Consider the following 25,781-nt stretch of genomic DNA (forward strand, 5'->3'; position numbering starts at 1 on the left):
TATAAAACTTATTTTCTTGCCATATGCCAAGTGCAAGCATAAAAATATGATGTAAATTACAACGGACAACTATGGGTAAAACCTCACTTTTGCCTCACTAAAATACTGGAGTAAATGTTCCTAAATATAAATAAATGAAAAAGAATAAAATAATTTTTTGGTCCGCTACGATTGTTATATTTTTATTTGAAGCAATCATGCCGCTATGCACCCTCATCTTCTCTCCCGAAAACTTTAATGTCGGAACGAAACCTTTGGGATATCCCGATTACTTCACTTATGCCCTCATTATTTGCAAATTACTTGGAGCGACTACTCTAATTATCCCCAAAATCCATCCAAAAATAAAAGAATGGGCATATGCCGGCCTAACCTTTAATTTGGTATTTGCTGTTATCAGTCATGCTGTTGTAGATCATAACATTAGCTATATACTAGCTCCGGTTGTAGTGGGTGCTATACTAGCAGTGTCTTATATCTATAACCAAAAAATAAAACCCATAGACTAAAACAAAGAAATAATAGCTACAAAGGTTTGATCATCTTTAAAACCAACACGTAAAATAATATTCTCTTTACGAGCTTTCATTAATAATGATTTTTTGATAAAACCATTATTAATGAAAGCTTTTATATAAAAACTTGCGCTAACAATCCTATTTTTCAGCTCAGTTTCTTCGGGTTTACGACGATATAATCTGAAAAATTATTTTTTTTATATTATTCTTTGCATCTTTTTTTGTTACCTGTCAATCTGTAGGTTCCCAACATCATTTTTTGAGATTGCTATATTAAACACCAATTATACAATGATTTTTTTCTGAAGTTCTGGTAAATGATTGTGCCAAGTAAGAGTTGAATATCCAGATATCGCATCAATTAAAACAAAGGAATGAAGCTAATCAAATTTTGAAGTGAAAATTCTTTCTATTGAAAAAGCAACTGTAAATATAGAAAGGATACGTATAACCGATGAAAAAACCATCCTTTACAGAAAAGTTGATTGAGATATTCGAAAAGTACTCCTGTTTATAAAATGGATATGCGAACTTGAACGACAGACAAGGTTCTTGAAGGTAAACAAGTATAATCTTACAACGAATTCAAAGTAACTACATACCTAAAGTAGATTCTTTATTTAATGAATTTTATACCTTTGAAAAAAATGTTCTGAAAAAAGTCAATTATAATTTAAACAGGGAAAAATAATCGTAATGGAAAAAGAAACAAAAATATATCGGAACTCAAAAAAGACAAAAAAACTATTATTGACTTCTATAGGAGTATGTATCATTTTGTTAATTGTTATTATATACAGCGCAGGAATATTTGATGGCGAGTTGAAAACTAAACCACTTGTATTTTCGTCTGCCGCATTTTTAATCATGCTCATTCTTCTGCTGAAGACCCTCCTAAGTTTAAAAGATAAAAGTCCCTTAATTGAATTAAATAATCAAAACTTTTATGGGAAGACCACGCCCTTGTCAAAATCTTTTGGAATTGTGAATTGGGAAGATGTCGCTGATATCCAATTACAAAAATCAGGGGGCGACACGTTAGTCGTTGTCACGTTAAACAATCCTGAGAAATACGAGGGCAGACTTTCAAAAATGCTTTGGAATATGGCCTATAATAACACGACTAATCAGTTAATGCTAATGTATTCATCTTCTGAGATTGACATTGACCACAATGCACTATTCGACCTATTTAGTAACTTTTGGAAGAAAAGTACGGATTAAAAAGCTTAAATCATTTCTTTCAAGTTTTACAATTGTTAAAAGTCCTGAAATCTAAGACTTTTAACAATTGTAAAACAAAAGCCTTATTAAAAGACACCCATAATTCCCTGCATTTGAATCGAACCTATGTCCCCCCTATGTCCAAACCATAGCATGATAAAATTGTTCTAACTCAAAAAAAATCCTACAACTGCTAATGACCTTATATAAAATAACAAATCTTTAAGCAGCCATCGCACAAATGACTAATCAGCAATTTACAAAAAACAGGAACATACTATTTCTTACAATTTTGGAATATTAATTTTTAACCCTATTCTCTTTTCTGAAATAACAAAATTTTAAAAAATAAATTACGCCAATAATCTGGGCTAAATGGTGCACTTCTAAAAGTTATTTTAATTTCCAGCATTAGTCATAGCTGACAAAATAATGTACTGAGAGCCCATCTAAGCCCAAAACATACCAATAAATTAATATTCTCCAAAATAAATCAAACTATAACATCTTAGTTAATCATACACAAGCTATTAATACTTTTTTGTTAAAAAACTATTATCAAATTTCCCTTATTATTAAAAACACGATAAAAATTAGCTATTTTTATGGCGCCATAACCATCTACCGCTATTAATACCGAAAGGTGTTACTGCTTTGTTATGGAAGCTCCTGCTATCATCTCAAAAACATCAATGAAAAATTTAACAATAATTGGATTAACGCCATTTGAAAAGCCTGACGTCAACCTTATGCCAAAATTGTATCAGGCAGGTGCATATCCATTTTTAAGCTTAGGCAATCAGTTAACAAGTGCTCAAGAATCTCTAGATGAACTTGAACAGTTAGCTATACCTGCATGTGGAATTTACATTCCTAACGCTGAATTTAAATCACTCCAGATTCCAGAAAAAGTAAAGTATATCATACTTCCTGCTGGTAGTTCGATACAACTGACTTCGGATATACCGATTTTGTATCAAGTAAATAGTATTGAGGAAGCTAGACAAGCCGAGAAATCAGGTGCAAAAGGTATTATTATAAAAGGAAACGAGGCCGGTGGTTTAGTCGGTTACGAATCAACTTTTGTGTTATTTCAACGCGTAATTAAAGAAATTCAGACCATCCCAATATGGGTGCAAGGAGGGATAGGGCTCCACACAGCTGCGGCGGCCAAAGCCTTGGGAGCTACTGGAATTGTATTGGACAGCCAGTTGGCATTATTCCCTGAAAGTGTAGTTCCCAAGACATTCAAAGAACTATGTTCAAAGCTGAATGGCACAGAAACTAAGGTTATTGCGAACCATCGGGTATTGGTCAGACCAAATTCCCCTAAATTACCCGAAAATATCAATGCTCAAGATCTCGTACAATATTTCAGTGATTTAGACCCTACCCAAAGCTATATCCCCATGGGACAGGATATTTCACTTGCCATAGATTTATATGAAGATTTCAAAAATCTAAAGAAAATGATTTTTGGATTCAAGGAAGCTATGTATGGGCATTTAAAACAGGCGAAGACGTTAAACATCATCCGTCAGGACAATATTATGGCGAAGCAACTTGGCTTACGTTATCCGATTGCTCAAGGACCAATGACACGAGTTAGTGATGTTCCTTCATTTGCCAAGGCCGTTTCTGAAGCGGGTGCACTATCTTTCGTTGCCCTATCTTTACTTAAAGGAGAAGCAGCAAAAGCTTTAATTACAGAAACTAAAGCCCTTGCTGGGGGAAAAACATGGGGTGTTGGCATTTTAGGATTTGCTCCTCAAGAATTAAGAGATGAACAAGCTTCCTATATCTTAGCGGCAAAACCTCCTGTGATACTAATTGCCGGAGGAAGACCTGCACAAGCGAAAATATTCGAAAAAGCAGGAATACAAACCTTCCTGCACGTTCCTTCACCTGCGCTATTAGATATTTTCTTAAAAGAAGGTGCTAAAAACTTCATCTTTGAAGGTCGTGAATGTGGTGGTCACGTTGGACCACTCTCAAGTATGGTCTTATGGGAAAAACAAATTGAGCGCATTTTAAAAGAAGAGCATCCTGAAAACATCAGTGTATTTTTTGCAGGTGGGATCCATGACTCTTTTTCAACTGCTTTTGTTTCCATCATGGCAGCTCCATTAGCAGCTAGAGGTGTCAAAATTGGGGTATTAATGGGAACAGCTTACCTCTATACACAAGAAGCGGTAAGTACTGGGGCCATCCAACAAGAGTTTCAGAATCAAGCCCTCGATGCAAAAGATACGGTCTTATTAGAGACAGCTCCGGGACATGAAACACGTTGTTTGAATACTGCTTTTGCGGCTCATTTTAATACCGAAAAAACGAAACTACTAACCGCTGGTGTAGATAAAAAGCAGGTCTGGGAACAACTCGAAAAACTAAATGTAGGTCGCTTACGCATAGCGGCTAAAGGTGTGGAACGTCAAGGCGATAAGCTTATCGATATACCTAAAAACAAACAATTAGACTTAGGTATGTATATGATCGGTCAAGTCGCTACGATGCAAAATCAAGCAATGTCCCTTGCCGAGCTCCATGAAAACGTGAGTACAGACAATTTTATACATATTCAAGAGGCCTCCTTACCTGAAGAACCCACATCATTGGAAAAACCATTGGATGTGGCTGTAATTGGTATGGAATGTATTTTCCCAGGTGCTAAAAACTTGGAAGAATACTGGCGCAATATTATTTTAGGAAAAGACAGCGTAACGGAAGTACCTGATGAACGCTGGAATAAAGATTTATATTATCACCCAGATGTAGATGGTCCAGATGTATCCCATTCAAAATGGGGTGGATTCATTCCTAAAATAGATTTTGATCCTTTGGCATTTGGAATCCCACCTCAATCTCTTGCTGCTATCGAGCCGACACAGTTATTAACATTATTGGTCGCTAAACGTGCCATGGACAATGCTGGATATGGAGATAAAAGTGTTAACAGAGAAAATATATCGGTTATTATCGGTGCTGAAGGAGGTAACGACTTAGCCAATAGCTATAGCTTTAGAGGATATTACAAGCAGGTTTTTGGAGAGCTCCATGAAGAAGTAAAGATTGCATTACCGCATACTACTGAGGATTCCTTCCCTGGTATTTTAGCCAACGTTATCGCTGGTCGTATTACGAATCGTCTCGATCTTGGTGGGCGAAATTTCACTGTAGACGCAGCTTGTGCATCATCTCTAGCAGCTGTTGATTTAGCCTGTCAAGAATTGATTTTAGGTAAATCGGATATGGTATTAGCGGGTGGCGCCGATTTACATAATGGTATCAACGACTACCTGATGTTTTCAAGTACTCACGCTCTTTCTAGAAAAGGTCGGTGCGCGACATTTGATAGTGATGCCGATGGTATTGCATTAGGTGAAGGTGTTGCCATCATGGTATTAAAACGATACGAAGACGCTATACGGGATGGTGACCGCATCTATTCTGTGATAAAAGGTGTGGGCGGATCAAGCGACGGTAAAGCTCTTGGCCTTACTGCTCCAAGAAAAATTGGCCAAGTACGTGCGCTAGAACGGGCATATGCGCAAGCGGGCATCAGCCCAGCACGTGTTGGATTAGTAGAAGCTCATGGAACAGGAACAGTCGTTGGAGATAAAACGGAGCTGAGTGCACTGACAAATCTATTCAGCCGCTCGGGTGCTTTGCCTGGCCAAACTCATTTGGGATCTGTAAAAACACAAATTGGGCATACCAAATGTGCTGCCGGATTAGCTGGACTAATTAAGGCTTCATTGTCCGTATATCACGGGATAAAACCCCCTACTCTTCACCTTCAGCAACCAAATGCTTATTATAATGCAGAAACTAGCCCCTTTGCATTTTATGCTGAAAGTGGATTATGGACAGAAAAGAATCGTTATGCTGGAGTTAGTGCCTTTGGTTTCGGTGGAACAAATTTCCACACCGTAATTGCAAATCATCCTATAGAGAACAGTACCGCTACTCTTCAAGCTTGGCCATCAGAACTTTTTGTCTTCCGTGGGAATACCTACGATGCAGCTAAACATCAATTGATACAGATTAAATCCATATTAGACACCAACGATGATATCCCTTTAAAAAATATAGCCTATAGCTTAGCCACTGGATCTATAGATCCAGTTCAATTAAGCATCGTTGCCGATACTGCAGAGGATTTGATGATGAAAATCGAATTGGTACTCTCTGGTATTGAAAGTAAAGACACATACATCGTCAAACAAAAAGCTGGAAAAGTTGCCTTTCTATTCCCTGGTCAAGGTAGTCAACGTATCAATATGGCTCGCAACCTATTTGTATTATTCCCTGAAATGCGCAAACTACTAGTAGGACATCCTGAACTGGAACAAGTCGTTTTCCCTTCTGCTACTTTTGATGACCAGACACTGAAACAACAAAAGGAAACCATTAAAGATACCCGTTTAGCGCAACCATTATTGGGTATTATCGATCTTGCTATTGCTAAATTTCTGCAATCTTTAGGTATCATTCCAGATATGCTTGCAGGTCATAGTTATGGTGAATTACCTGCTCTATGTTTTGCTGGTGTATTTGCCGAAGATAAATTGGTAGAATTAAGTACCAAAAGAGCTCAAGCTATTCTAGACGCAGTAGAAGATGGTGATGCAGGCACGATGGTGGCCATAAACGCAACAGCAGGTCGTTTAAAATCTATTGTTGAACAAGTAGAAGATTGCTATTTGGTCAATTTTAATGCGCCATCACAATGTGTAGCAGCCGGAAGCACAATCGGCATCCATAAATTAATGGACCTGTTAAAGCAGGAACGCATTTCTGCTAAAAAACTGGAGGTTGCTTGTGCTTTTCATAGTCCCCTGGTCAATCAATCTAAAGAACTGTACCAAACGGTCCTAAATGATATTTCTTTCCAGAATATGAAAATTCCGGTTTGGTCCAATACCTCTGCCGCATTATATCCAACAGATAGCACGGAAATCAAAACAAGATTAACAGATCATTTAGTTGAACCTGTTCGTTTTGTTGAAGAGATTGAGGCCATGTATGATGATGGAGCCCGTATATTTATCGAAGTGGGTCCTGGAAAAGTATTGACAGGCTTGACTAAATCTTGTTTAGATAAAGACGAGGTAACGCTCCATGTCGAAGATAACAGCCATGATAAGCTGCCCCATCTGCTGGGAATGCTGGCACAATACTTAGGTACAGGGCGTAGCTTTAACATTAGTCAACTTTTTGATGGTCGTGATGTTGCTTTTATCCATATTGACCAACCTGAACTTTATAAGAAAAATTCTGCTATTTGGCGTGTTAATGGACAATCTGCCCTACCTACTACGGGTACATTGCCTACCAATGGCGCTTTACCCATATTAACTCCTTTGCAAATGAACAACTTTGCCAATCAACCGGCATCTGCATCTGAAAGTCAACTTGCTACCGAACGCATGTTGCAAGAGTATTTGAATAGTATGAAACTACTGATACAAGCGCAACGTGATGTCATGCTGACCTTTTTAGGTCAAAATCCAGGTGTAAATCCAATGCCTGTTCCTACTCCAATCTTGCCTAATGTCGTTATTGAACGTCAAGCAGCATTACCTGCAGCTCCAATTGTACAACAATTACCAAGCGTAAGCCAAGTAAGAACAGCTCCGGTAAAAGATATTAAAACGATATTACTACAGGTTGTAAGTGAAAAAACGGGCTATCCGCAAGAAATGTTGGGTATGGAAATGGATCTTGAAGCGGATTTAAGCATTGACTCCATCAAAAGAGTGGAAATCATTGGAACTCTCCGTACTGAACTGAACCTTTTCTCGGGTGGTAATAGCAACGAAGATACGATCATGGAACAGTTAGCAGCGATTAAAACCTTAAGTGGTTTGGTCTCTTGGTTAACAGAATTAACGGGTGAAACAGTCTTAACGGAAATACCGATAGCAACTGAATCTACAGGTTCAAATATAGCAAATTCGCCACTTACACTTCAAGAACTACAATCGGAAATTTTGGATATTGTAAGTGAAAAAACAGGCTATCCCAAAGAGATGCTTGGACTTGACTTAGATATGGAAGCTGACTTAAGTATTGACTCGATTAAACGGATGGAAATCATCAGTGACCTTAAGACCAAAATTGGTTTTGGTAATGATATGGACCAAGCAGATGATTTAATGGAAAAACTGGCTGCAATCAAAACATTGAATGGATTGGCTACCTGGATTAAAGACATGAGTCAAGATGATGAACCTGTTCAAAGCACCCTATCACGTTTGAGCCTCGGATTAGCTCCTGCAGCATTGCCACTCACTCAAAACATGGAACTCATCAAGGGAAAACGTTTTGCCATTACAAAAGATAATAGTGAGCAAGCGATAGCGATAAAAAACAGTCTGCAGAAGTATGGAGCTTTTGTAGAATTAATCGACATCGATGCTAATCTTTCTGATTTTGATGGACTGATTATGCTTCATCTTTTCACTTCAACAGTTAAACATAGTATCATTGATTATATTTCATTGATTCAGAAACTTGATTTTGATAAAGCGAAGTGGATTTATTTAATCTCAGATACTTCATCACATCTCAATGAGTTAAAAGACATCAATGTACTAAGGCATTATCAAGGTTTCTCAGGTTTATTCAAAAGCTTAGCTAGAGAATTTGAACAGACAAATTGTAGATTAATTAATTTAAGTACAATTCAAGAAACTGAACAGATTGCCGAAATAGCGCTTAAGGAAATACTGACGACAGAAAAACAAGCTGAAGTTATCTATAAGAATGAGCAACGACACCGTATGGATTTGACACCTACACCATTTCCAAATAGTTTAGAAAAGGCACATATTCAATTGGATTCTAAATCTGTCGTATTGGTACTTGGTGGTGGACAAGGTATTACCTCCGAACTCGTCAAACACATGGCAGAAGCGCATCCCTGTACCTATATTCTTGTCGGTCGATCAGCAGACCCAAGAACTGGAGCTTCTCATATGAAAGAAATAGAAGGTCTGAAAACCAAAGAGGAGATTAGAAGTCATCTCATTCAATCTGGGAAATTTAATGCTCCTGCACAAATCGAAAAGGAGACCGTAAGAATTTTCAAGAACAACCAAATCCTACGGACTATCCGTCATATGGAGCAACTTGACAGTACTGTTGTTTACGAATCGTTAGATCTTTGCGACGAACAAGGACTAAGGACCTTGTTGCGTGACATCTATGGAAAATACGGAAAAATTGATGGTGTCATCCATGGCGCAGGCTTATTGGAAGATAAACTTTTCAGACAGAAAACGACGAGTTCTTTCAGTCGTGTCTTTGATACAAAAGTAAAACCATTGCGTGTATTAGCAGAACAGTTACACACGGATTGTCAATTTGTTGTTCTATTTTCAAGTATTGCTTCCGTTTATGGCAATAAAGGTCAGACCGATTATGCTGCCGCTAATAGTGTGATGGATGACTATGCTCAAGCATTGAACCAACGCATAGCTGGTAAAGTCATTTCAATCAACTGGGGGCCTTGGAAAGGTGCGGGAATGGTATCGCAGACTTTAGAAACAGAATATGAACGTCGCGGTATTTCATTAATTCCTTTAGAAGAAGGAAAAGAAGTTTTTCTGAATGAAATAAATTACGGAACTGAGAATCAAGTATTGATTATGTCGGGAAACAATTGGTAAACATCGGTACAGAATAGTTATGAAAAATACAGATGTTGCGATAGTTGGACTATCTTGTGTCTTCCCTGGAGCAAAAGATGCACATACTTTTTGGCAAAATATTGTCAATAAAGTAGATGCTACGCAAGAAGCTCCGGAAGACCGGATCGATCCCGTTCACTTTGACAAAAACAGCAATGCGATTGATCGTTTTTATTGTAAGCGTGGAGGTTTTATACCTGACTATACTTTTGACCCAACTGCCTTCGGTATATTACCATTGGCAGTTGAAGGGACAGAACCTGATCATCTACTTACGCTCGATCTAGTACAAAAAGCGTTGGAAGATGCTGGTGTATTCCGCAAGCAAACCTCGCTTGAGAAAACAGGTATCATTATTGGCAAAGGAAACTATGCGGGTCCGGGTGCGACACGCGCTATCGAAATCGTACGTACTGGTGAGCAGATTTCTTCTTTATTACAAGAACTGTTACCGCAAGTATCTGCTGCAGATTTAGAGAAAGTTAAACATGCCTTTCAGGAAAGAAAAGGGCGATTTAGTGCCGATACAGCAATGGGGTTAATCCCCAATCTAGTTGCTTCTTTAGTTGCCAATCGATTTAATTTAGGAGGAGTTGCTTTTACTGTTGATGCAGCATGTGCGAGCGCCTTAATTGCAGTCGACCATGCGGTACAAGAACTCCATCGCGGACGTTGTAATATGGTAGTCGCAGGTGGCGTACATACTGGTCAAAATGCTGCCTTTTGGAGTATCTTCACACAATTAGGTGCTTTATCACGTCAAGAACAAATCAAACCATTCAGTCATGATGCAGATGGATTATTGATTGGAGAAGGTTGTGGCTTTGTAGTCTTAAAACGAATGGAAGATGCGATACGTGATCAAGATAAAATCTATGCAGTCATTAAAGGTGTAGGCGTAAGTAGTGATGGTAGCGGTACTAGTGTGATGAGTCCCTCAGTCAAAGGTCAATTAAAAGCCTTACAGCAGGCTTGGTCCAATTCGAGTTTAGATAAACAACAAATAGGATACTTAGAAGCCCATGGTACTGGAACCCCACTTGGAGACAAGACTGAGCTCCAGACTCTAGCACAATTTTTTGGTAAAGAAGATTCGTTTCCTATCGCTGGAATCGGATCTGTTAAATCAAACATCGGTCACGCCATGCCAGCAGCTGGCATAGCGGGATTGATAAAGACCTGTTTAGCGCTTCATCATGATATTTTACCCCCAACACTATACTGCGAAAATCCGACAGCAGACATGCAATTTACCAGATTTGCACCCGTACAGGATGCTAAAAACTGGTCCCAGTCGGGCTTACCAAAAATTGCTGCTGTCAATGCATTTGGATTTGGAGGGATCAATGCACACGTCGTACTCGAAGGCTATGATATGCCTAAAAAAGATACAGTTTTACTACTCGCTAGAACTAGCCAAGAGGAACTTCTAGCTGCATTAGGAAACAACGAGAGCACAGTAGGCCATGGCGACCATCGGCTTGCTATTTTTGATCCTACACCAGAAAGAATACAAAAAGCGATAAAGATTGTCTCCAAAGGCAATCCTTGGCGTAACAAACAGGATATTTGGTATACCGCTGCCCCTTTACTGAAAGATGGTGGCAAAATTGCCTTTGTGTTTCCAGGCTTAGATGGTTTAGCCAAAGGTGAAGTAGAAAGTGTAAGTCGCTATTTTGGATTAACAGAACCTATCGAAACAGAAGGAGAAGGTTTATTGACAGATGCTTTAGCCATTTTCAACAAATGTAGCATACTAGATAGTGCCTTGAAAAAACTGGGTATTTTCCCCGATATGAATGCCGGACATAGTTTAGGTGAATGGCTCGCTGGCTACTCATCCGAATTAGCAGAAGCCAGCTCTGTAACAGCATTAATCAATGTGCTCCATCCATCAACGTTTGAGTTAAAGGATTCTAAATTTATTGCCATAGGTACGGGTATTGAACAAATAACGCCAATCATAGCGCAAATACCCAATCTTTATATCTCGAACGATAACTGCCCACACCAAGTCATACTTTGCGGCAGCAATGCGGCACTAGATGAATTAGTCCCAGTATTAAAGTCGAAACAAATATTTCATCAAATATTACCGTTTCAATCGGGATTTCATACACCCTTTGTAGCGGACAAACTCGATGTGATTTTAGCGGGGATGGATCAGGTTCGTTTTCAACAAACAAAAATCCCATTATGGTCTGCAACAACTTTAGCCCCCTACCCCAAAGAGCAAGATGCCATCAGGCAATTAAGTGCAGAACATCTCGTTCAACCGGTTCGTTTTAGAGAACTGACTGAAAAACTTTATGAAGAAGGCGCAAGATTCTTCATCCAGGTCGGTGCCGGAGGATTAATTGGTTTTATCGATGATACCTTAAAGGGGAAAGCTTTCAGTACAATAACTTCAAGTGGACCTACCCGATCTGCACTAACCCAATTGCAGCGTGTAATCAGCGCTCTTTTTGTGGAAGGAAAAGAAGTGGCATTAGACTTTCTAGATGTAAATACTAAACCAATAAAGTCGTCAACAAATAGGATTAAGTTGCAATTAGGTTTACCTATTATTCGAGACTTTAATGAGATGAAGGTTTTAGCCAAGTCTTTTGAGACTTCGAAAAAAGTAGGTACTACATCAAACAAAGCGAATCACCCACTTGTACAAGCTTTTCAAGATAATATAACGGATATGATCAGTATGCAAGAAGAAGTACTGGCGCTCTTCCAACAGCGTTCTGAAAACAGGCTATCGAATCAGACAACTTTTCCGGTTCCAGCACAGACTAATATTGTAAGCTTACCTGCAAATACATCCGTCCTTAATAGACCCACAAGTACAAGTTTCGATAAACTTTTACAAGTCAGTTTGGCAAGTGACCCTTATTTAATCTATCATAGTTTGCTTAGACAACCTGCGGGATGGACTCCTGTAGCGGATATGGAACCCGTTATTCCGATGACTATGATCTTTGAACTATTGGCAGAAACTGCACAAGCTGAAATACAGGGAACACAAGTGCATAAAATTATGCATGTGAATGTATTCCAATGGATGAATGTGGCGAAAACATTTGAGAAAACCATAAAGGGTGAATGGCGTGCACTCCACCATGCTTATCTAGATATTGAGAATTTTGCGAATGCCGAAGTGTTTTTAAAAACATCTCCAATTCAAACTCCTGAATTCAACCTGTCTATTGGAGATCTGTTACCAATCCATAGAACGCCAGAAGAGATCTATGAGAATCACATGTTTCATGGTCATGCCTACCAAGGTATTACAGAAATCGTAGCTGTGGGAACTAAAGGCATTATAGGAATGATCAAAGGTAATGGTGGTAAAGGGTCATTATTGGATAATGCAGGCCAATTATTTGGTCTGTGGCTACAACTTACGCTAACACAAGATAGGATCGCTTTTCCTGTTAAAATCAAGGAAATTGAGTTCTTTGAAGAGATGCTTGATCAGGAGGGTATGTTTGAATGTACCTGTATGCTAACAGAGTTGAACGCAGAATTTGCTATCGGAAAAATTGTACTGAAAAGAGATGGAAAAATATGGTGCGCCATCAGCGGATGGCAAAACCGAAGACTGGAAATAGACGACGCTTTATGGAACGTTTCCATGTCTCCTTCACATAACCGCCTTTCTGAACAAATTACACCAGAAGTATTTTTCTTTCATCAGGCTTATTCTCGCGTTGCTTCCTGGGATTTTGTGCTCAAGCGTTATTTCAATCAAAAAGAAAAACAATACTACCAACAGTTGATGCCTAATAAACGAAAAACCTGGATGATCAGTCGTGTTGCGGTAAAAGATGCTGTACGTCATCTTTTACTCGAACAAAAAGGGTATGCACACTACCCGATTACTTTTGAAATAAGTGCTGATGAGGCTGGTAAACCATATCTAATTGGCGATGCTACAGATCAAATACATGTTTCATTAGCCCACAAAGGAAAAGACGCAGTAGCTATCGCACGATATGATAGACCAGTTGGCATTGATATGGAAATTATCGAAGAGCGTAGCTCGGGCTTTTACCCATTGGTATTTACTGATGCTGAACGCGCGTTATTAAAAGACAGAGATCAAGCTGAATGGACCACCCGCTTTTGGGTAGCTAAAGAAGCTTATGGGAAATATATTGGAAAAGGACTCCAAGGAAACCCTAAAGCATACGAGGTGACGGTTATTCAGAACGATCACCTATGGATCAACAATATTGAAATTAAAACTATAAAACACAATAATTATATTATCGGATGGACACTGTAAATTCAACATTAAAAATGAACCACGAAGAGTTATTCACCCTTTTAAAAGGTTTTATTACGGAAGTGATAGGAGAAGAATTTGTAGAAGAAATGGATATTACGCCAGAAAGTTCTTTTACGAAAGATTTGGAAATGGACAGTATCGAGATTGTCTCTTTTTCAGAGAAAATCAAAACACATTTTGGAGAGCAAATTGATTTTACGGGCTGGTTATCTTCCATGGATTTGGATCAATTAATCAACCTTGACCTCCGCATGATTATCAACTATATCTACGAATGCCAATAATTGACGTAAACAATAAAAAAGTTCATATACAAGAACTAAACAAAGGAGCTAAACAAACCGTGGTATTGATCCATGGTATGTTTAGCAATCTTTCTGTTTATTATTTTAATATCGCGCCCATTTTGGCGCAACACTTTCACGTGGTGATGTATGACTTGAAAAGTCATGGTATGAGTGAACGTATTTTGACTGGATATGATCTGAATAATATGTCTACCGACTTATTAGACCTGATGGACAATCTTCAGCTCGAGCAAGTTTTTCTAGTTGGTTATAGCTTTGGTGGACTAATTGCCCTGAAAACAGCCCTACTAGAGCCCGATCGTATACAAAAACTGGTCATCATGGAGGCGCCTGATCCACAAGATGAAAAAGCGCGTGATATCATCGAGGAGTATAGTAAGGAGTTTCTGGAACATTATGTAGCCAATTTCACCGACACAACAAAGGTAAAAATGGGTAAAAGACAAATGGAAAAAAATCACCGTCAATATGAATTCTTATTTCAACAGACCAGCATCAAAACAGATATGGTCACGGAGAAGCATTTTCTAGAAAACATCATTACGGCCCAATTGCCTATACCTACCTTGTTATTGTACGGAGCAGATTCCAATTGTAGACCTACTGGCGAATGGCTGAAAGAACAGATTGATGAGTCAACACTTGAATTGATACCAGGCGATCATAACATTCCTATACAAGAACCGACTCGTATAGCAGAAACCATCGTTCATTTTTTTACCAAAATCTTTATCAAAAACTATGGCTAAATATGTATTCGTTGTTCCACCTTTGACAGGCCATGTCAATCCAACTTTAAGCATCGGCGCCGAATTATTGAAAAGAGGCCATGAAGTTGCATGGATCAGCCTCGATAAAAATCTGATTTACAAGCTACCAGAAGGTGGACAGCTCCTGCTTATTCAATACGATCAAACCGACAAAGAAAAACAAGAAAGCGAGCAATACTTAGATATCATCTCTCAAAAGGTTGTTTATGGTATTGATAGTATCAAATTCTTATACGAAGAGGTTCTTATCCCATTAAATAGACATTGCTATAAGGGTATCATTGCTTTATTAAAGACCTTCCAGCCCGATTTGGTCATTACAGACCAGCAGTTATTTGCGGGTCCGATAGCGGCAAAGATGCTTGGAATACCTTATTGCACCTCTGTTACGGCTCCTGCGGCGATTAAAATCATGAATGAGCTACCAAAGGTTCACGAATGGGAAATCAATCAAATCGTATCCTTGCAACAGGAATTAGGCATCATGGGACATCATTCGCTCGCTTGCTCGGATTTACTCACATTAGTATTGACTTCCAAGCATTTCTTTGGCGAAATGGACTTACCACCAAATTATCAATTTACTGGCCCTGTCTTAACCGAACGCCGTACTTCGTGTTCATTTGATTGGGACAGATTTCATCAAGACACCAAGAGAAAAATCTTGGTCAGTATTGGTACAACATTCGACCATGAACATAAAAAAGCTTTTTTTCAAAAAGTAATCGATGCATTCCAAGGAGAGCAAATTACTGTTATCGTTGTATCAGACCCGCAGCTTTTTGATTATTGGCCAGAAAATTTTATGGTCTATGAACAAGTTCCTCAATTGGAATTACTGGCTCATTTGACGGGGGTCGTTTGTCATGGCGGACACAATACCGTATCTGAAACATTACTTCATGGATTACCCCTCGTTGTTATCCCTATTGCTTATGACCAATCTCATGTAGCCGGACGCGTGGTACGTACAGGTGCTGGAGAACGACTAAATTTCAATAGATTCAAATCACATCATTTAAAAGAAGCTGTAAATACGATTTTGGATAATCCAAGTTATCGTGAAGCTGCCCAACTCGTTAGCCGATCATTCATTAATGCAGGAGGCACTTCTACTGCCGCCGATATTTTAGAAAGAACACTTCACTCCATTTCAACTCATTCCATGGTAAAATCAAAATTCTTATTTGTAGTTCCACCATTTTTTGGACATATAAGCCCAACATTAAGTGTGGGAGCAAGTCTTATTGCTCGTGGGCATGAGGTAAAATGGTTTGGTATTACCCCTTTGGACAACAAACATATTCCAGAAGGTGGAAGCTACTTTTATCCTGAAGAAGATCTTATTCCGTATCAGGATGAAATCAAACGTATTCTAAAAAGACAGGATGACGGACCTGCTTGTTCTGGTCCTGAGGTGATGAAACTGGCATTGGAGGAAACTTATGTACCATTTGCCAAGATGATGATGCCAGGATTAGCGCGTTTGATAGAAAACTGGAAGCCCGATGTGATTGTCAATGATTGTATTGCATTTGGGGGAGCACTCTTTGCTCATAAACACAATATTCCGTGCGTAACGACAACTCCAGTCCCTCCAGACGTCATGGGAGACACCGAGAAAAGCGCTCCAAAAATATTCGAATGGCAGCAAAACCTGATTAAAGGTCTCCAAAAAGAAATAGGGATTTATGAAGATGGAATTTTCATTCATTCTCATAAATTAAATTTGGTGTTTACTTCACAAGCTTTTGCCGGTTTTGATACCGTTCCATCACATATGAAATTTGTGGGCCCAGTAAAAGGACGTCCAAACGATGCTTCATTTGATTGGGAAAAGTTAAATGCGTCTACCACACCAAAAATATTTGTATCGTTAGGTACACTCTTGGTCGAAATCCGAAAAGCCTTCTTTGAAAAAATCATTGCAGCCTTTGCTGATCAGCCTGTCACGATTGTAGCAGCTACTCCGCCCGAAATTTTTGAAGAATGGCCTTCCAATTTCATCGTAAGTAGCTTTGTCCCCCAATCAGCATTAATGCCTCATATGGATATGGTCATCTGTCATGGTGGTTTCAATACCGTTAATGATACCTTCCGCAATGGATTGCCAATGTTAATTACTCCAATTGCTTATGATCATTTTCATATTGCAAAATTAATTGAACAAGCAGGTTGTGGTATCAGTATCCGATACAAACGATTACGTGTGGAAGCGTTACGTGAAACCGTTTTTGAATTATTGGAAAATCCTAAATACAGGAATGCTGCCAAAGAAGTGCTAGACACCTTTACCGCTGCTGGCGGAAATGACAAGGCGGTAGAATTGTTAGAAAATTTTGCAGAAAAAGAACAAGCAACATTAGCTACTGTATAGAGTATGAAGAGAAAATTGTTATTTGGAGAGCGTATGCTTTTGGGCGATGGAGCAGAACCGTTCAATGCTGTTATTCCATTTAGACTAAAGGGTTCCTTTAAAGAGGCAGATATACAACATGCCTTATTTAAAATTCAAGAGAAACATCCTTGGTTAAAAGCACTCATTAGTCTTGATCAGAAACAAACACCTTGGTTTGAAGTGCCCGAAAAGGGCATTTCAATACCTATACGTGTGATGACTAGAAAAACTGAAGAAGATTGGCTGCAAGAATCAAAAAAAGAATGGAATACCTCATTTGATGGTAGTAAGCTGCCAATGATACGATTCATCTGGATAAAAGGGGAAGAAGTTTCCGATATGTTATTGGTTTTTCATCACTGTATATGTGATGGCGGTTCTGCGATGTCGTTATTGCGCGAATTTCTTGCAGTACTGGATAACCCAACGGTGGATATTGGCGTAGAAAAACCCATACTCGGCATTCAAGACGTGGTGCCCCAAAACTTACTAGCTAGTCGTAAACAACAATTCAAAGCCAAGTTTATCGGCCGTCTAGCCGCTACTGCTATTAAATTTATACCGACAGGCAAAAGAGCTATCGAACGTAAGGAAGATTATCTGATTCACTGGAAATTTGATCAGGATTTAAGCCAACAAATCATCACCCATTGCAAATCAAATGGTTTTACGGTCAACACATTCTTATGCGCAATCTTACTTCAAGCATTTTTAAAAATAAGAGGTAATGCGGCCTTCAACAAAGTCTCCTGTCCTGTAGATATTAGACGATTTGCTCCACAGATAAAAGATGATCATCTCTTTGCATTTGGACTAATGATTGTATTATCCTCAAATAAAAAAATGAGTTTCGAAGAAAATCTCCGTTTGATGCAAGCAAGCGTGGATCGTAAAACAGCCAAGCTCAATCCATACATCACCATGATGGTTATGGAATCAGCCCATGATGCCTTAGGTAATTTTACCAAGTTATTGAAAAATGGAAAATCATCCAATGATTGTATGTTTTCCAATTTAGGTCGCATTCAAATTCCACATCAATATGAATCCTTTACATTGGATACTATTTTCAGTCCTACTGTCATTGGTCCTTTAGGGAACACGACTACACTCGTTACATCTACCTTTAGAAACGAAATGGACTTTTCTTTTGTTGGAAGTGAGGGTTATCTACCTCATTTTGAAGCATTGGCTATTCGCGATGAAATAAACCGAACAATAAAACTACAACTAGACTCTTTGAAGATATCATGCTAAGACGAAAATTATTGATGGTAGAAAGGATCATGTATGTGGATTCTACCACACCTTTAAATGCTGTATTCACAGCGAAAATCAAAGGAGCACTATCTGAAGAAAATTTTCAAAATGCATTAGCTAAAATTCAACAAAAGCATGCATTACTTAGAGCAACAATAGACAATAGCAACGAAAAGCAGCCGCTCTTTGTTGAGCAAAAAAATATTGATTCTATCCCTCTCCGTATCATTCAACGAAAAACGGATAAGGATTGGTTTACTGAATCGGAAAAAGAATGGTCTCGTTTATTTGTAGAAAAAAACAAACCATTAGCACAACTTATCTGGATTAAAGGTGATGGAGTATCCGAGATTCTTTGGGTCATGCCTCACTGTATCTGTGATGGCACAACAATCGCCAACTTAATGAGAGAATTTCTTTGTTTATTGGATGAACCATCCTTATCCCTAGCGACTTATGAACCCTACGAATCTATCCAAGAGTTTCTTCCAGTGGAATACAGTAAAAAAAACAAGAAATTCAAAGCGGAGTTCTATTTGGGGTTAGCGCGATTATTTTTTCTAATAAAACGATGCTCGAAAAAAAGGGCTTCAGGAGACAATTATGCCCTGCATTGGAAATTAGATCCACAAACAACAAAGCACATCACAGAAAAGTGTAAAACTAATGCTATCTCTGTGCATGCTTTTATTTGCGCTGTTTTTATGCAGGCTTTTCAACAGATACAAGGAAAGGCTGCCAAGGGCAAAGTGATAAGTCCTGTGGATATCCGACACTTTATTCCGGAAATAAAAGAAGACTATATATTTGCTTTTGCACCGACAGTCGAACTCACGCTAAAATCAGGAAGTCTGTTAGAAAATGCAAAACGAATCAAACAAGACCTCGTACATAAGATAAACAAAATGAACGTAAGAGAGCTTCTTTGGCTAGGAGAACAAATGCATCCTATCGTACAGAAAATGATAGCCATACTTCGATCAAGTCCGGGAGGTCATGATATTACCTTATCGAACATGGGTAAACTCAATATACCAAATGACTTTAAAAACTTTGAACTTGAAACACTATACAGTCCAACGGTTGCTTTCCCTTGGCTTAACTCCAATACGCTGGTTGTAAGCACCTTCAAAAACCAAATGGATTTCATATTTATGTCTAATGCCGATTTTCTGACTAAAGATCAAGCTATTGCAATTAAAGATAAGGCGACTCAATTATTAACCTCGTCCATATGAAATTTAAATTCCCCTCCCCTCGTCCAAAAAAAATAGCAAAAACGACACTCAGACTCTTTTTAAGAAAGCGTATGATGTATTATGTTGTTCCAAATATAGTGTTCAATACCCTCGTTGCGTACGCTAGTTTTCAGGAAGTGGGTTATACACATTTCTTCGCGGGTTCTCAAAGTTTAGCTCGACTCACGCTTCCCATGGCGATATTTCTACCCTTAATCCTAACAGTGGACATCATTAAAAGAGTTTCAGAGGCTGCCCATCAAGGGGCGATTGAATATCGTATAGTCGACGAGCTCAATAAAAACAGATTCATGGCTAAACTGGCTATTATGCATGCGCTGTCAACTGGCCTCTTGATTTTAAGCTTCTTAGTACTTGCACAACTCAGTTTATCCGAATATTACAAGTTAGATCCAGCTCCCATGGCTATTCTTGATGGTTTCCTCGCTGGTATACTTTCTGTATTATTTACCTATCTGCCCATTCGGAAATTGAAAAAACATTTTTATAAACCGGTATCAATTGTCACGGTGAATGAAAATGAATAAAATACATTTTACATTAAATTTGCGAAGCAATCACATGTCATATTGTTAAAACAACTTAAAGCAAATCTGTTTTAAAATAAAAAGCTCAACTAATGCTGAGCTTTTTATTAAATCTAACGTATCGTTATACAATCTTCCCGACTATCATCCAAATAACGCTGGCTTTTTATTAATTTACTTCAGCATCTTGATTTGCATATCTTTGTATTCAATCTTCATTGGAGGACCAACGTGAACTTGTACTCCGATTAATCCTTTTTCCTTGCGATTCACTTGATCATTATCCAATACCTCCGAAATTAACTTCCCATTGATATAATGCGATAGCTTATTATCTTTTGCAACAATCTCAATTTCATTCCAATCGCCTGCTTTTACCACATCAGCTAATTCCGCTGCCGTCGCTAAAGTATCCAAGACAATCAAACTACTCCAAGCATTACCTTTCGACTCACCAGGCATGCTCGCTGTTGGATTAGGAATTTCAGTTTGTTGTCCACGATAGGCCAAAGTCGTTCTGTTTCGTTCCTCATAATTTTGACCAGTATACTGATGCTTACCATCAATATCAGCCTGGTACCCTTTCAATGCATAAGGCAATTCCGTAAAACGTTCACTTCGGTAATTAATGCCACTATTGCCATTTTCGGAAATCCGGAATTGAGATTTTAACACAAAATCACCCGGTTCTCCACCTTTCCAGATCAAAAAAGTATTACTCTTTAAAGGTTCTGCACCTTCCTTAATTTCGCCAACCAATACACCACTATCCATATGCCAATAGCTGCTATCACCTTCCCATCCCGTCAATGTATTAGGATCAAGCATGGCAATAAAGCCTTCACCATTCATTGCACTATCCGCAGCAGCAATTTGACTTTGGCTTTCTTTAGTATTCCCAGCATTACAGGACACCAGCAAAAAAGAGGCTGCAACTGTCAAACAACCATATTTTATCATTTTGTTCATCTTAATGAGCTAAATCTAATTTCAAATTAATTGTTCCAATCTACGTCTGTATCCGCCCAACATTTATTCTTAGCTGATAGTAAAACAGCCTCACAGACTTTTTGTGTTTCATAGGCATCTTGGAAAGTTGGGTGACATTCTTCACCAGTTTCTATACTCTTTAGAAAATCAGCTACCTGATGAACAAAAGAATGTTCATAACCAATCGATAATCCTGGTACCCACCATTTGTCCATGTAGGGTTGATCGCCATCAGTAACATGGATGGATCGCCAACCTTTCACTATTGATTCATCCTCATTGTTGAAATATTCCAATTTATTGAGGTCATGAAGATCCCAACGTAGAGAGCCTCTTTCACCATTGATTTCAAATGTAAAAAGTGCTTTATGCCCTCTAGCATAGCGGGTAGACTCAAATAACCCTAAAGAACCATTATCAAAATGACAGTGAAAAATACAAGCATCATCAATTTTGACATCTTCCATTTTACCTGTATCCTCATGCAATCGTTGCTTCACAAAAATCTCAGTCATGGCAGAAACATCTTTAATACCACCATTCAGCCACATAGCCAAGTCAATACAATGCGCAAGAAGATCTCCTGTCACGCCAGAACCTGCAGCTTCAGCATCCATACGCCAGAAAGCTCGACCACCTTGCGGTAGGTTTTCATTTATGGTCCAGTCCTGTAGAAAATTGGTCCGATAGTGGAAAACTTTCCCCAGTTTTCCACTATTTATGATCTGTTTAGCGAGGGTGACAGCTGGTAATCTACGATAATTGTACCATACCATATTCTTAACATTGTTTTTTTCTACCGCATCAACCATCTTCCCTCCCTCTTCCAGAGTTCTGGACAAGGGTTTTTCGCATAAAACCATTTTTCCTGCTGCTGCTGCTGCCGTAGCTATTTCCATATGCATATTGTTAGGTGTACAAATATCAATAGCATCGATATCATCACGATTGATCAATTTTCTCCAATCCGTTTCAAAAGATTCGTACCCCCATTGTTCCGCAAAAGCTTTGACCTTATCCTCACTACGGGAACAGACAGCCTTTAGTATAGGTAAATATTCCAGATCAGGAAAAAAATTACTGACACGTTGATAACCATTAGAGTGGGTTCTTCCCATAAATCCACAGCCAATCAATCCTATTCTTAATTCTTTTTTCTTCATAACAAATAACATCTAAATTTTATACTGACCAGCCGTGTGCATCCCGCACTTTAATCAGTGTTTCTAGAATTGAATTCCAGGTTTCTTGCTTATGCATAACTTCATTGGGAAACATACATCCGTCCCAACAGATATGGTCAAAAGCCTTGGTCGGATTACCGTTTGCATCACGAAGCCAGTATCCTGCATCCTTCACAATATCCAGTTTACCATTCGGGTCAGTCGGCAAGCAATGTCTTCCAGTTTTATCATGCGTACCAGAGCCAAATACTGTTCCATCATTCTGTGCAACATGAAAATCAATCGTCCAAGGACGAAGCTTATCTGTCAAGAATTGAAGACCTCGTTCCAGCTCGGCTCGATCTTCCCATTGGAAATCCGTTTTAAGAATCCGATCCTGAGGCTCATTGTATCCCAGTAGGTATAAAAAAGTATGAGACATATCAGCTTGAAATCCCATATTGTCCCTATCCACCATCTCTAAAGTTTCCAACATAATTTTCCAACTTTGCATTCCACCCCAGCAGATTTCTCCTTCCGCCGCAAGCCGCTCTCCATACTCAGCAGCTACATCACAAGCACGTCTAAATGTTTCAGCAATTATCTTTGTGTTTTCAACCGGACTCTTAGCCCATTCTGCTACACTAGTAGCAGAATCTATACGAATGACATTATTGGTTCGAATACCTTGTTTTCTCAATTTGTAACCAAACTCACTTGCCTTTTGTACAACTGCAACAAAGCGGTCTCTATCTACTTGAGTACCCATCGCCGAACCACCATCAGGTGGCCATATCGGCGCAACCAGAGTACCTATTTCTAGACCATAGCCCCCAACTTTATCCACAACAAGACTTACATTATCATCTGAAGAATCCAGTTTTACGTGCGGAGTGAATAAACCAAGGTCAATACCATCAAATTTAATACCGTTGACATTTGCATTCGCTGTTTTTTGCAGTAGCTCATCTAAAGAGATGATAGGTTCATGATCCCCCTTCCCCACAATACCCGGCCAGGTCGCATTGTGCAATTTCGGAAAATTGTTCTTGCTCATATGTTCTATTTTTATATCCAGTAATTAATCCTCCACTACCAAATCCGGGTTATCTGGTCCAAAATGCTTCAACATGACAATCGGATCTGTTTTCGAATCATTTCTAATTACAACGCCCTGCATTGCTGCCATTTCCGAAACAAAAAACTCATCATAAGTCAACTGTCCGTAACGTATTAGTGCCGGTGTTTCCAACGCCCAATCATTCAACTTTCCATGCCCTTGCATCATAATCAATCCATATGCAGCATTATCCTTAATCGTAACAGTCTCTCCAGGAAAAACTGTCAATTCTTTTGCACTAAAAGCTGTGGATTTGTAACAGACCCATTTCTCACTGTAACCCTCGATTTCCATTTCCGCTTCTGGTATAACTGGTTTCGGATTCATAAATCGATTCTGCATCATGTTGGGATCCACATTAAGTTCCCAATCGATGATATCCATTAATGCATTGTAATCGCCTTGTTTATTTTCGGGAACACCCTTCCATAACAATTCCTCTGGAATGATGGCCTCATTAACCAATGATTGATACATAGCAAATACATCGGAAGCTTTTTGCGGTTCATAAGTACACATACTTCCTGGCGCATGCAATAACCCTGGAGGAACATCCCATCCCGTCCCTGGTTCTAAACGATAGGCTTGGGAATAATTGGTTATTTTATTGTCTCCTTTACTGAAGTTTTCCAAGCATTCTTTTATCTGTGCTTTAGACGTACCGGGAGCAATTCCCATGAAGGTATAAGGAAAATCTCCTCCATGATTATTGAGCTGTGGTGGAAAATAGTAAGCTTCCGGCTTCCCCTTTTGTTCAATCAAAGCGGCTTTCTCATCATTATGATGGATATGATGTGGCAGAGGCCCCATGTTATCAAAGAATTTGGAATACATTGGCCAACTTTGGTATTCAGACCAAAGCCGATCACCAATTAATCTCCCCTTCAGATGCGCAACACAATCCGATAGTAACAGTTGCTTCGTTTCGCCATCTTCCTCATAGACCACGAAACTAAGTCCTTCAAATTCTCCCGTCAACGGTCCGTTTTTAGCAGGAGTTGTAGAAGAAAACCATCGCTCATCAATTCCCCCGCGCTCACCACCTAATATATAATAATCATCCGGGTGAAGTTTTATCCTTCTTCCAGGCACACAAAATGACCTCGGTACCCAATTGGGCGCCAACCTGAAGATTCCTTTTCCTTGTTCAAAAGCTTTTTCTATGTTTTCCATTCCAACGTATTTATTTTTATATGTTTTGCATGTTATTTTTAAATGCCTGAATTGCTTCCTGTTTATCCAATATAGTTAAAGCGAGCTGATATACTTTTTTCTCCTTTGGTTTAAGAAAGACGAGCTCTTTGCATTCTCGCATCTGCTTTTGTCCCAGTGGTGGATGTGTACCAGGTTCCAAACCAGTAACATATTCACCTTGTCCCCAGTGCTGCCAATTGGTCAACCAGGGAAGTTGTTCTTTCTTAAAAGTTAGCATAACCGCAAAATTCAATTTCTCATTAAACAGACCGCATTGACAGTTTCCCTCATCGTCACTTATTGGTGATATAAATGCTGCTTCTTCTCCAGATCCTCGATGATCTTCACGCGGTTCTGGACAAATCTTAAAATCATTGCCCTCTTTAAATATCTTATTAGACTCACCAGATTCCCGCGGTTGCCATTTTCCATTCCACAGTATTTGAGTACCGGCATCCACTAAAGGCCAACCAAAATTAAAATGGTAGAGTAACATATGTGGGGCATCGCTGTTTCCAACATTTTGTACCTCATCCTCGATATATAAGGTAGGATCTCCTAAATAACAACGAATTGTACGAATCAGTTCAATATTATGACCCAGCGCATGTCCCTGCAGCATCTTCCCAGTAATGGACATTTCACGATCTCCATTTAACAGGTCGGGTTGTTTTATATGGATAATTTCAGCGGGGATATTACTAATCTGATCATGGAGACCTCGGCTTCCAAACGCATCCGTTTCAGGACCACCCACGTGAGTAAGTCCACAAGTGACCAACAATCCTCCTCCAAAAGTGCGTAACCAATCAGTATCTCTATCTGAAAAAGGTTGTGGTCCAGTTACCCCCAACTTACTGATCCAACTCAAGTTAAATTGGTTGAAATAAGCATCCGAAATGTCCATAGCCCTATCGATAACGACTTTAAAACGTAATCCTGTACCTGTATTGACCCAGGCAATACGAGTACCACGTCCGCGTCCATTATCCAGTATCGAAGTTTCGATACCTCCGACCTGTGCCACATGAGACACTTTATCCAACCAATCTTTCTTTGAAAAATCCACTTTAA

The 25,781-nt window shown here is 39.0% G+C and carries 15 protein-coding genes; 10 read left to right on the forward strand and 5 right to left on the reverse strand.

The annotated features are described in order from the left end of the window. Positions 1-134: 134 nt before the first annotated feature. The 10 genes from KO02_RS17130 (at position 135) to KO02_RS17175 (ending at position 20,240) form a co-directional block, all read left to right on the forward strand. Positions 135-509 carry a DoxX family protein gene (locus KO02_RS17130; protein ID WP_038700243.1) on the forward strand — a complete coding sequence of 125 codons (375 nt, stop codon included), beginning with the start codon at positions 135-137 and terminating at the stop codon, positions 507-509. Between the two features lie 705 nt (positions 510-1,214). After that, positions 1,215-1,742 (forward strand): STM3941 family protein, encoded by a 528-nt coding sequence (locus KO02_RS17135; RefSeq protein ID WP_038700245.1) that lies wholly within the window; start codon positions 1,215-1,217, stop codon positions 1,740-1,742. A 692-nt stretch (positions 1,743-2,434) separates the two neighbouring features. Then, positions 2,435-9,415, forward strand: coding sequence for a type I polyketide synthase (locus tag KO02_RS17140; RefSeq protein WP_038702904.1), 6,981 nt, complete (start codon positions 2,435-2,437; stop codon positions 9,413-9,415). Between the two features lie 19 nt (positions 9,416-9,434). Continuing rightward, positions 9,435-13,715, forward strand: a complete 4,281-nt coding sequence (locus tag KO02_RS17145) for a type I polyketide synthase (RefSeq protein ID WP_038700248.1) — start codon at positions 9,435-9,437, stop codon at positions 13,713-13,715. Next, positions 13,703-14,002, forward strand: a complete 300-nt coding sequence (locus KO02_RS17150) for an acyl carrier protein (RefSeq protein WP_038700250.1) — start codon at positions 13,703-13,705, stop codon at positions 14,000-14,002. Before KO02_RS17145 ends, KO02_RS17150 begins: the two co-directional genes overlap by 13 nt. Then, positions 13,993-14,775: an alpha/beta fold hydrolase gene (locus tag KO02_RS17155; protein WP_038700251.1), complete on the forward strand. Its 783-nt coding sequence runs from the start codon at positions 13,993-13,995 to the stop codon at positions 14,773-14,775. Before KO02_RS17150 ends, KO02_RS17155 begins: the two co-directional genes overlap by 10 nt. Further along, on the forward strand, positions 14,768-17,173 hold the full coding sequence (locus KO02_RS24150; RefSeq protein ID WP_038700253.1) for a glycosyltransferase: 2,406 nt from the start codon (positions 14,768-14,770) through the stop codon (positions 17,171-17,173). The genes KO02_RS17155 and KO02_RS24150 overlap by 8 nt, the downstream gene beginning before the upstream one ends. A 3-nt stretch (positions 17,174-17,176) precedes the next feature. Then, on the forward strand, positions 17,177-18,451 hold the full coding sequence (locus KO02_RS17165; protein WP_038700255.1) for a condensation domain-containing protein: 1,275 nt from the start codon (positions 17,177-17,179) through the stop codon (positions 18,449-18,451). After that, positions 18,445-19,692 carry a condensation domain-containing protein gene (locus KO02_RS17170; RefSeq protein ID WP_038700257.1) on the forward strand — a complete coding sequence of 416 codons (1,248 nt, stop codon included), beginning with the start codon at positions 18,445-18,447 and terminating at the stop codon, positions 19,690-19,692. Before KO02_RS17165 ends, KO02_RS17170 begins: the two co-directional genes overlap by 7 nt. Continuing rightward, on the forward strand, positions 19,689-20,240 hold the full coding sequence (locus tag KO02_RS17175; RefSeq protein ID WP_051960011.1) for a hypothetical protein: 552 nt from the start codon (positions 19,689-19,691) through the stop codon (positions 20,238-20,240). The genes KO02_RS17170 and KO02_RS17175 overlap by 4 nt, the downstream gene beginning before the upstream one ends. 174 nt (positions 20,241-20,414) lie before the next feature. On the opposite strand, the gene KO02_RS17180 is transcribed toward KO02_RS17175, so the two are convergent. The 5 genes from KO02_RS17180 to KO02_RS17200 are packed head-to-tail and all read right to left on the reverse strand — an operon-like array spanning position 20,415 to position 25,776. After that, a complete protein-coding gene (locus tag KO02_RS17180; protein ID WP_081918414.1) occupies positions 20,415-21,209 on the reverse strand; it encodes a DUF1080 domain-containing protein in 795 nt (264 codons plus the stop codon). A 26-nt stretch (positions 21,210-21,235) separates the two neighbouring features. Beyond that, a complete protein-coding gene (locus KO02_RS17185) occupies positions 21,236-22,393 on the reverse strand; it encodes a Gfo/Idh/MocA family protein (protein ID WP_038700259.1) in 1,158 nt (385 codons plus the stop codon). 19 nt (positions 22,394-22,412) lie between these two features. Further along, entirely contained in the window at positions 22,413-23,450 is a 1,038-nt protein-coding gene (locus KO02_RS17190; RefSeq protein WP_038700262.1) for a sugar phosphate isomerase/epimerase family protein, read from the reverse strand. 24 nt (positions 23,451-23,474) lie between these two features. Continuing rightward, positions 23,475-24,686, reverse strand: a complete 1,212-nt coding sequence (locus tag KO02_RS17195; protein ID WP_038700264.1) for a hypothetical protein — start codon at positions 24,684-24,686, stop codon at positions 23,475-23,477. A gap of 16 nt (positions 24,687-24,702) precedes the next feature. Then, entirely contained in the window at positions 24,703-25,776 is a 1,074-nt protein-coding gene (locus KO02_RS17200; protein ID WP_038700266.1) for an aldose 1-epimerase family protein, read from the reverse strand. Positions 25,777-25,781: the final 5 nt, after the last annotated feature.

It is taken from the genome of Sphingobacterium sp. ML3W (assembly GCF_000747525.1).
GTDB lineage: Bacteria > Bacteroidota > Bacteroidia > Sphingobacteriales > Sphingobacteriaceae > Sphingobacterium.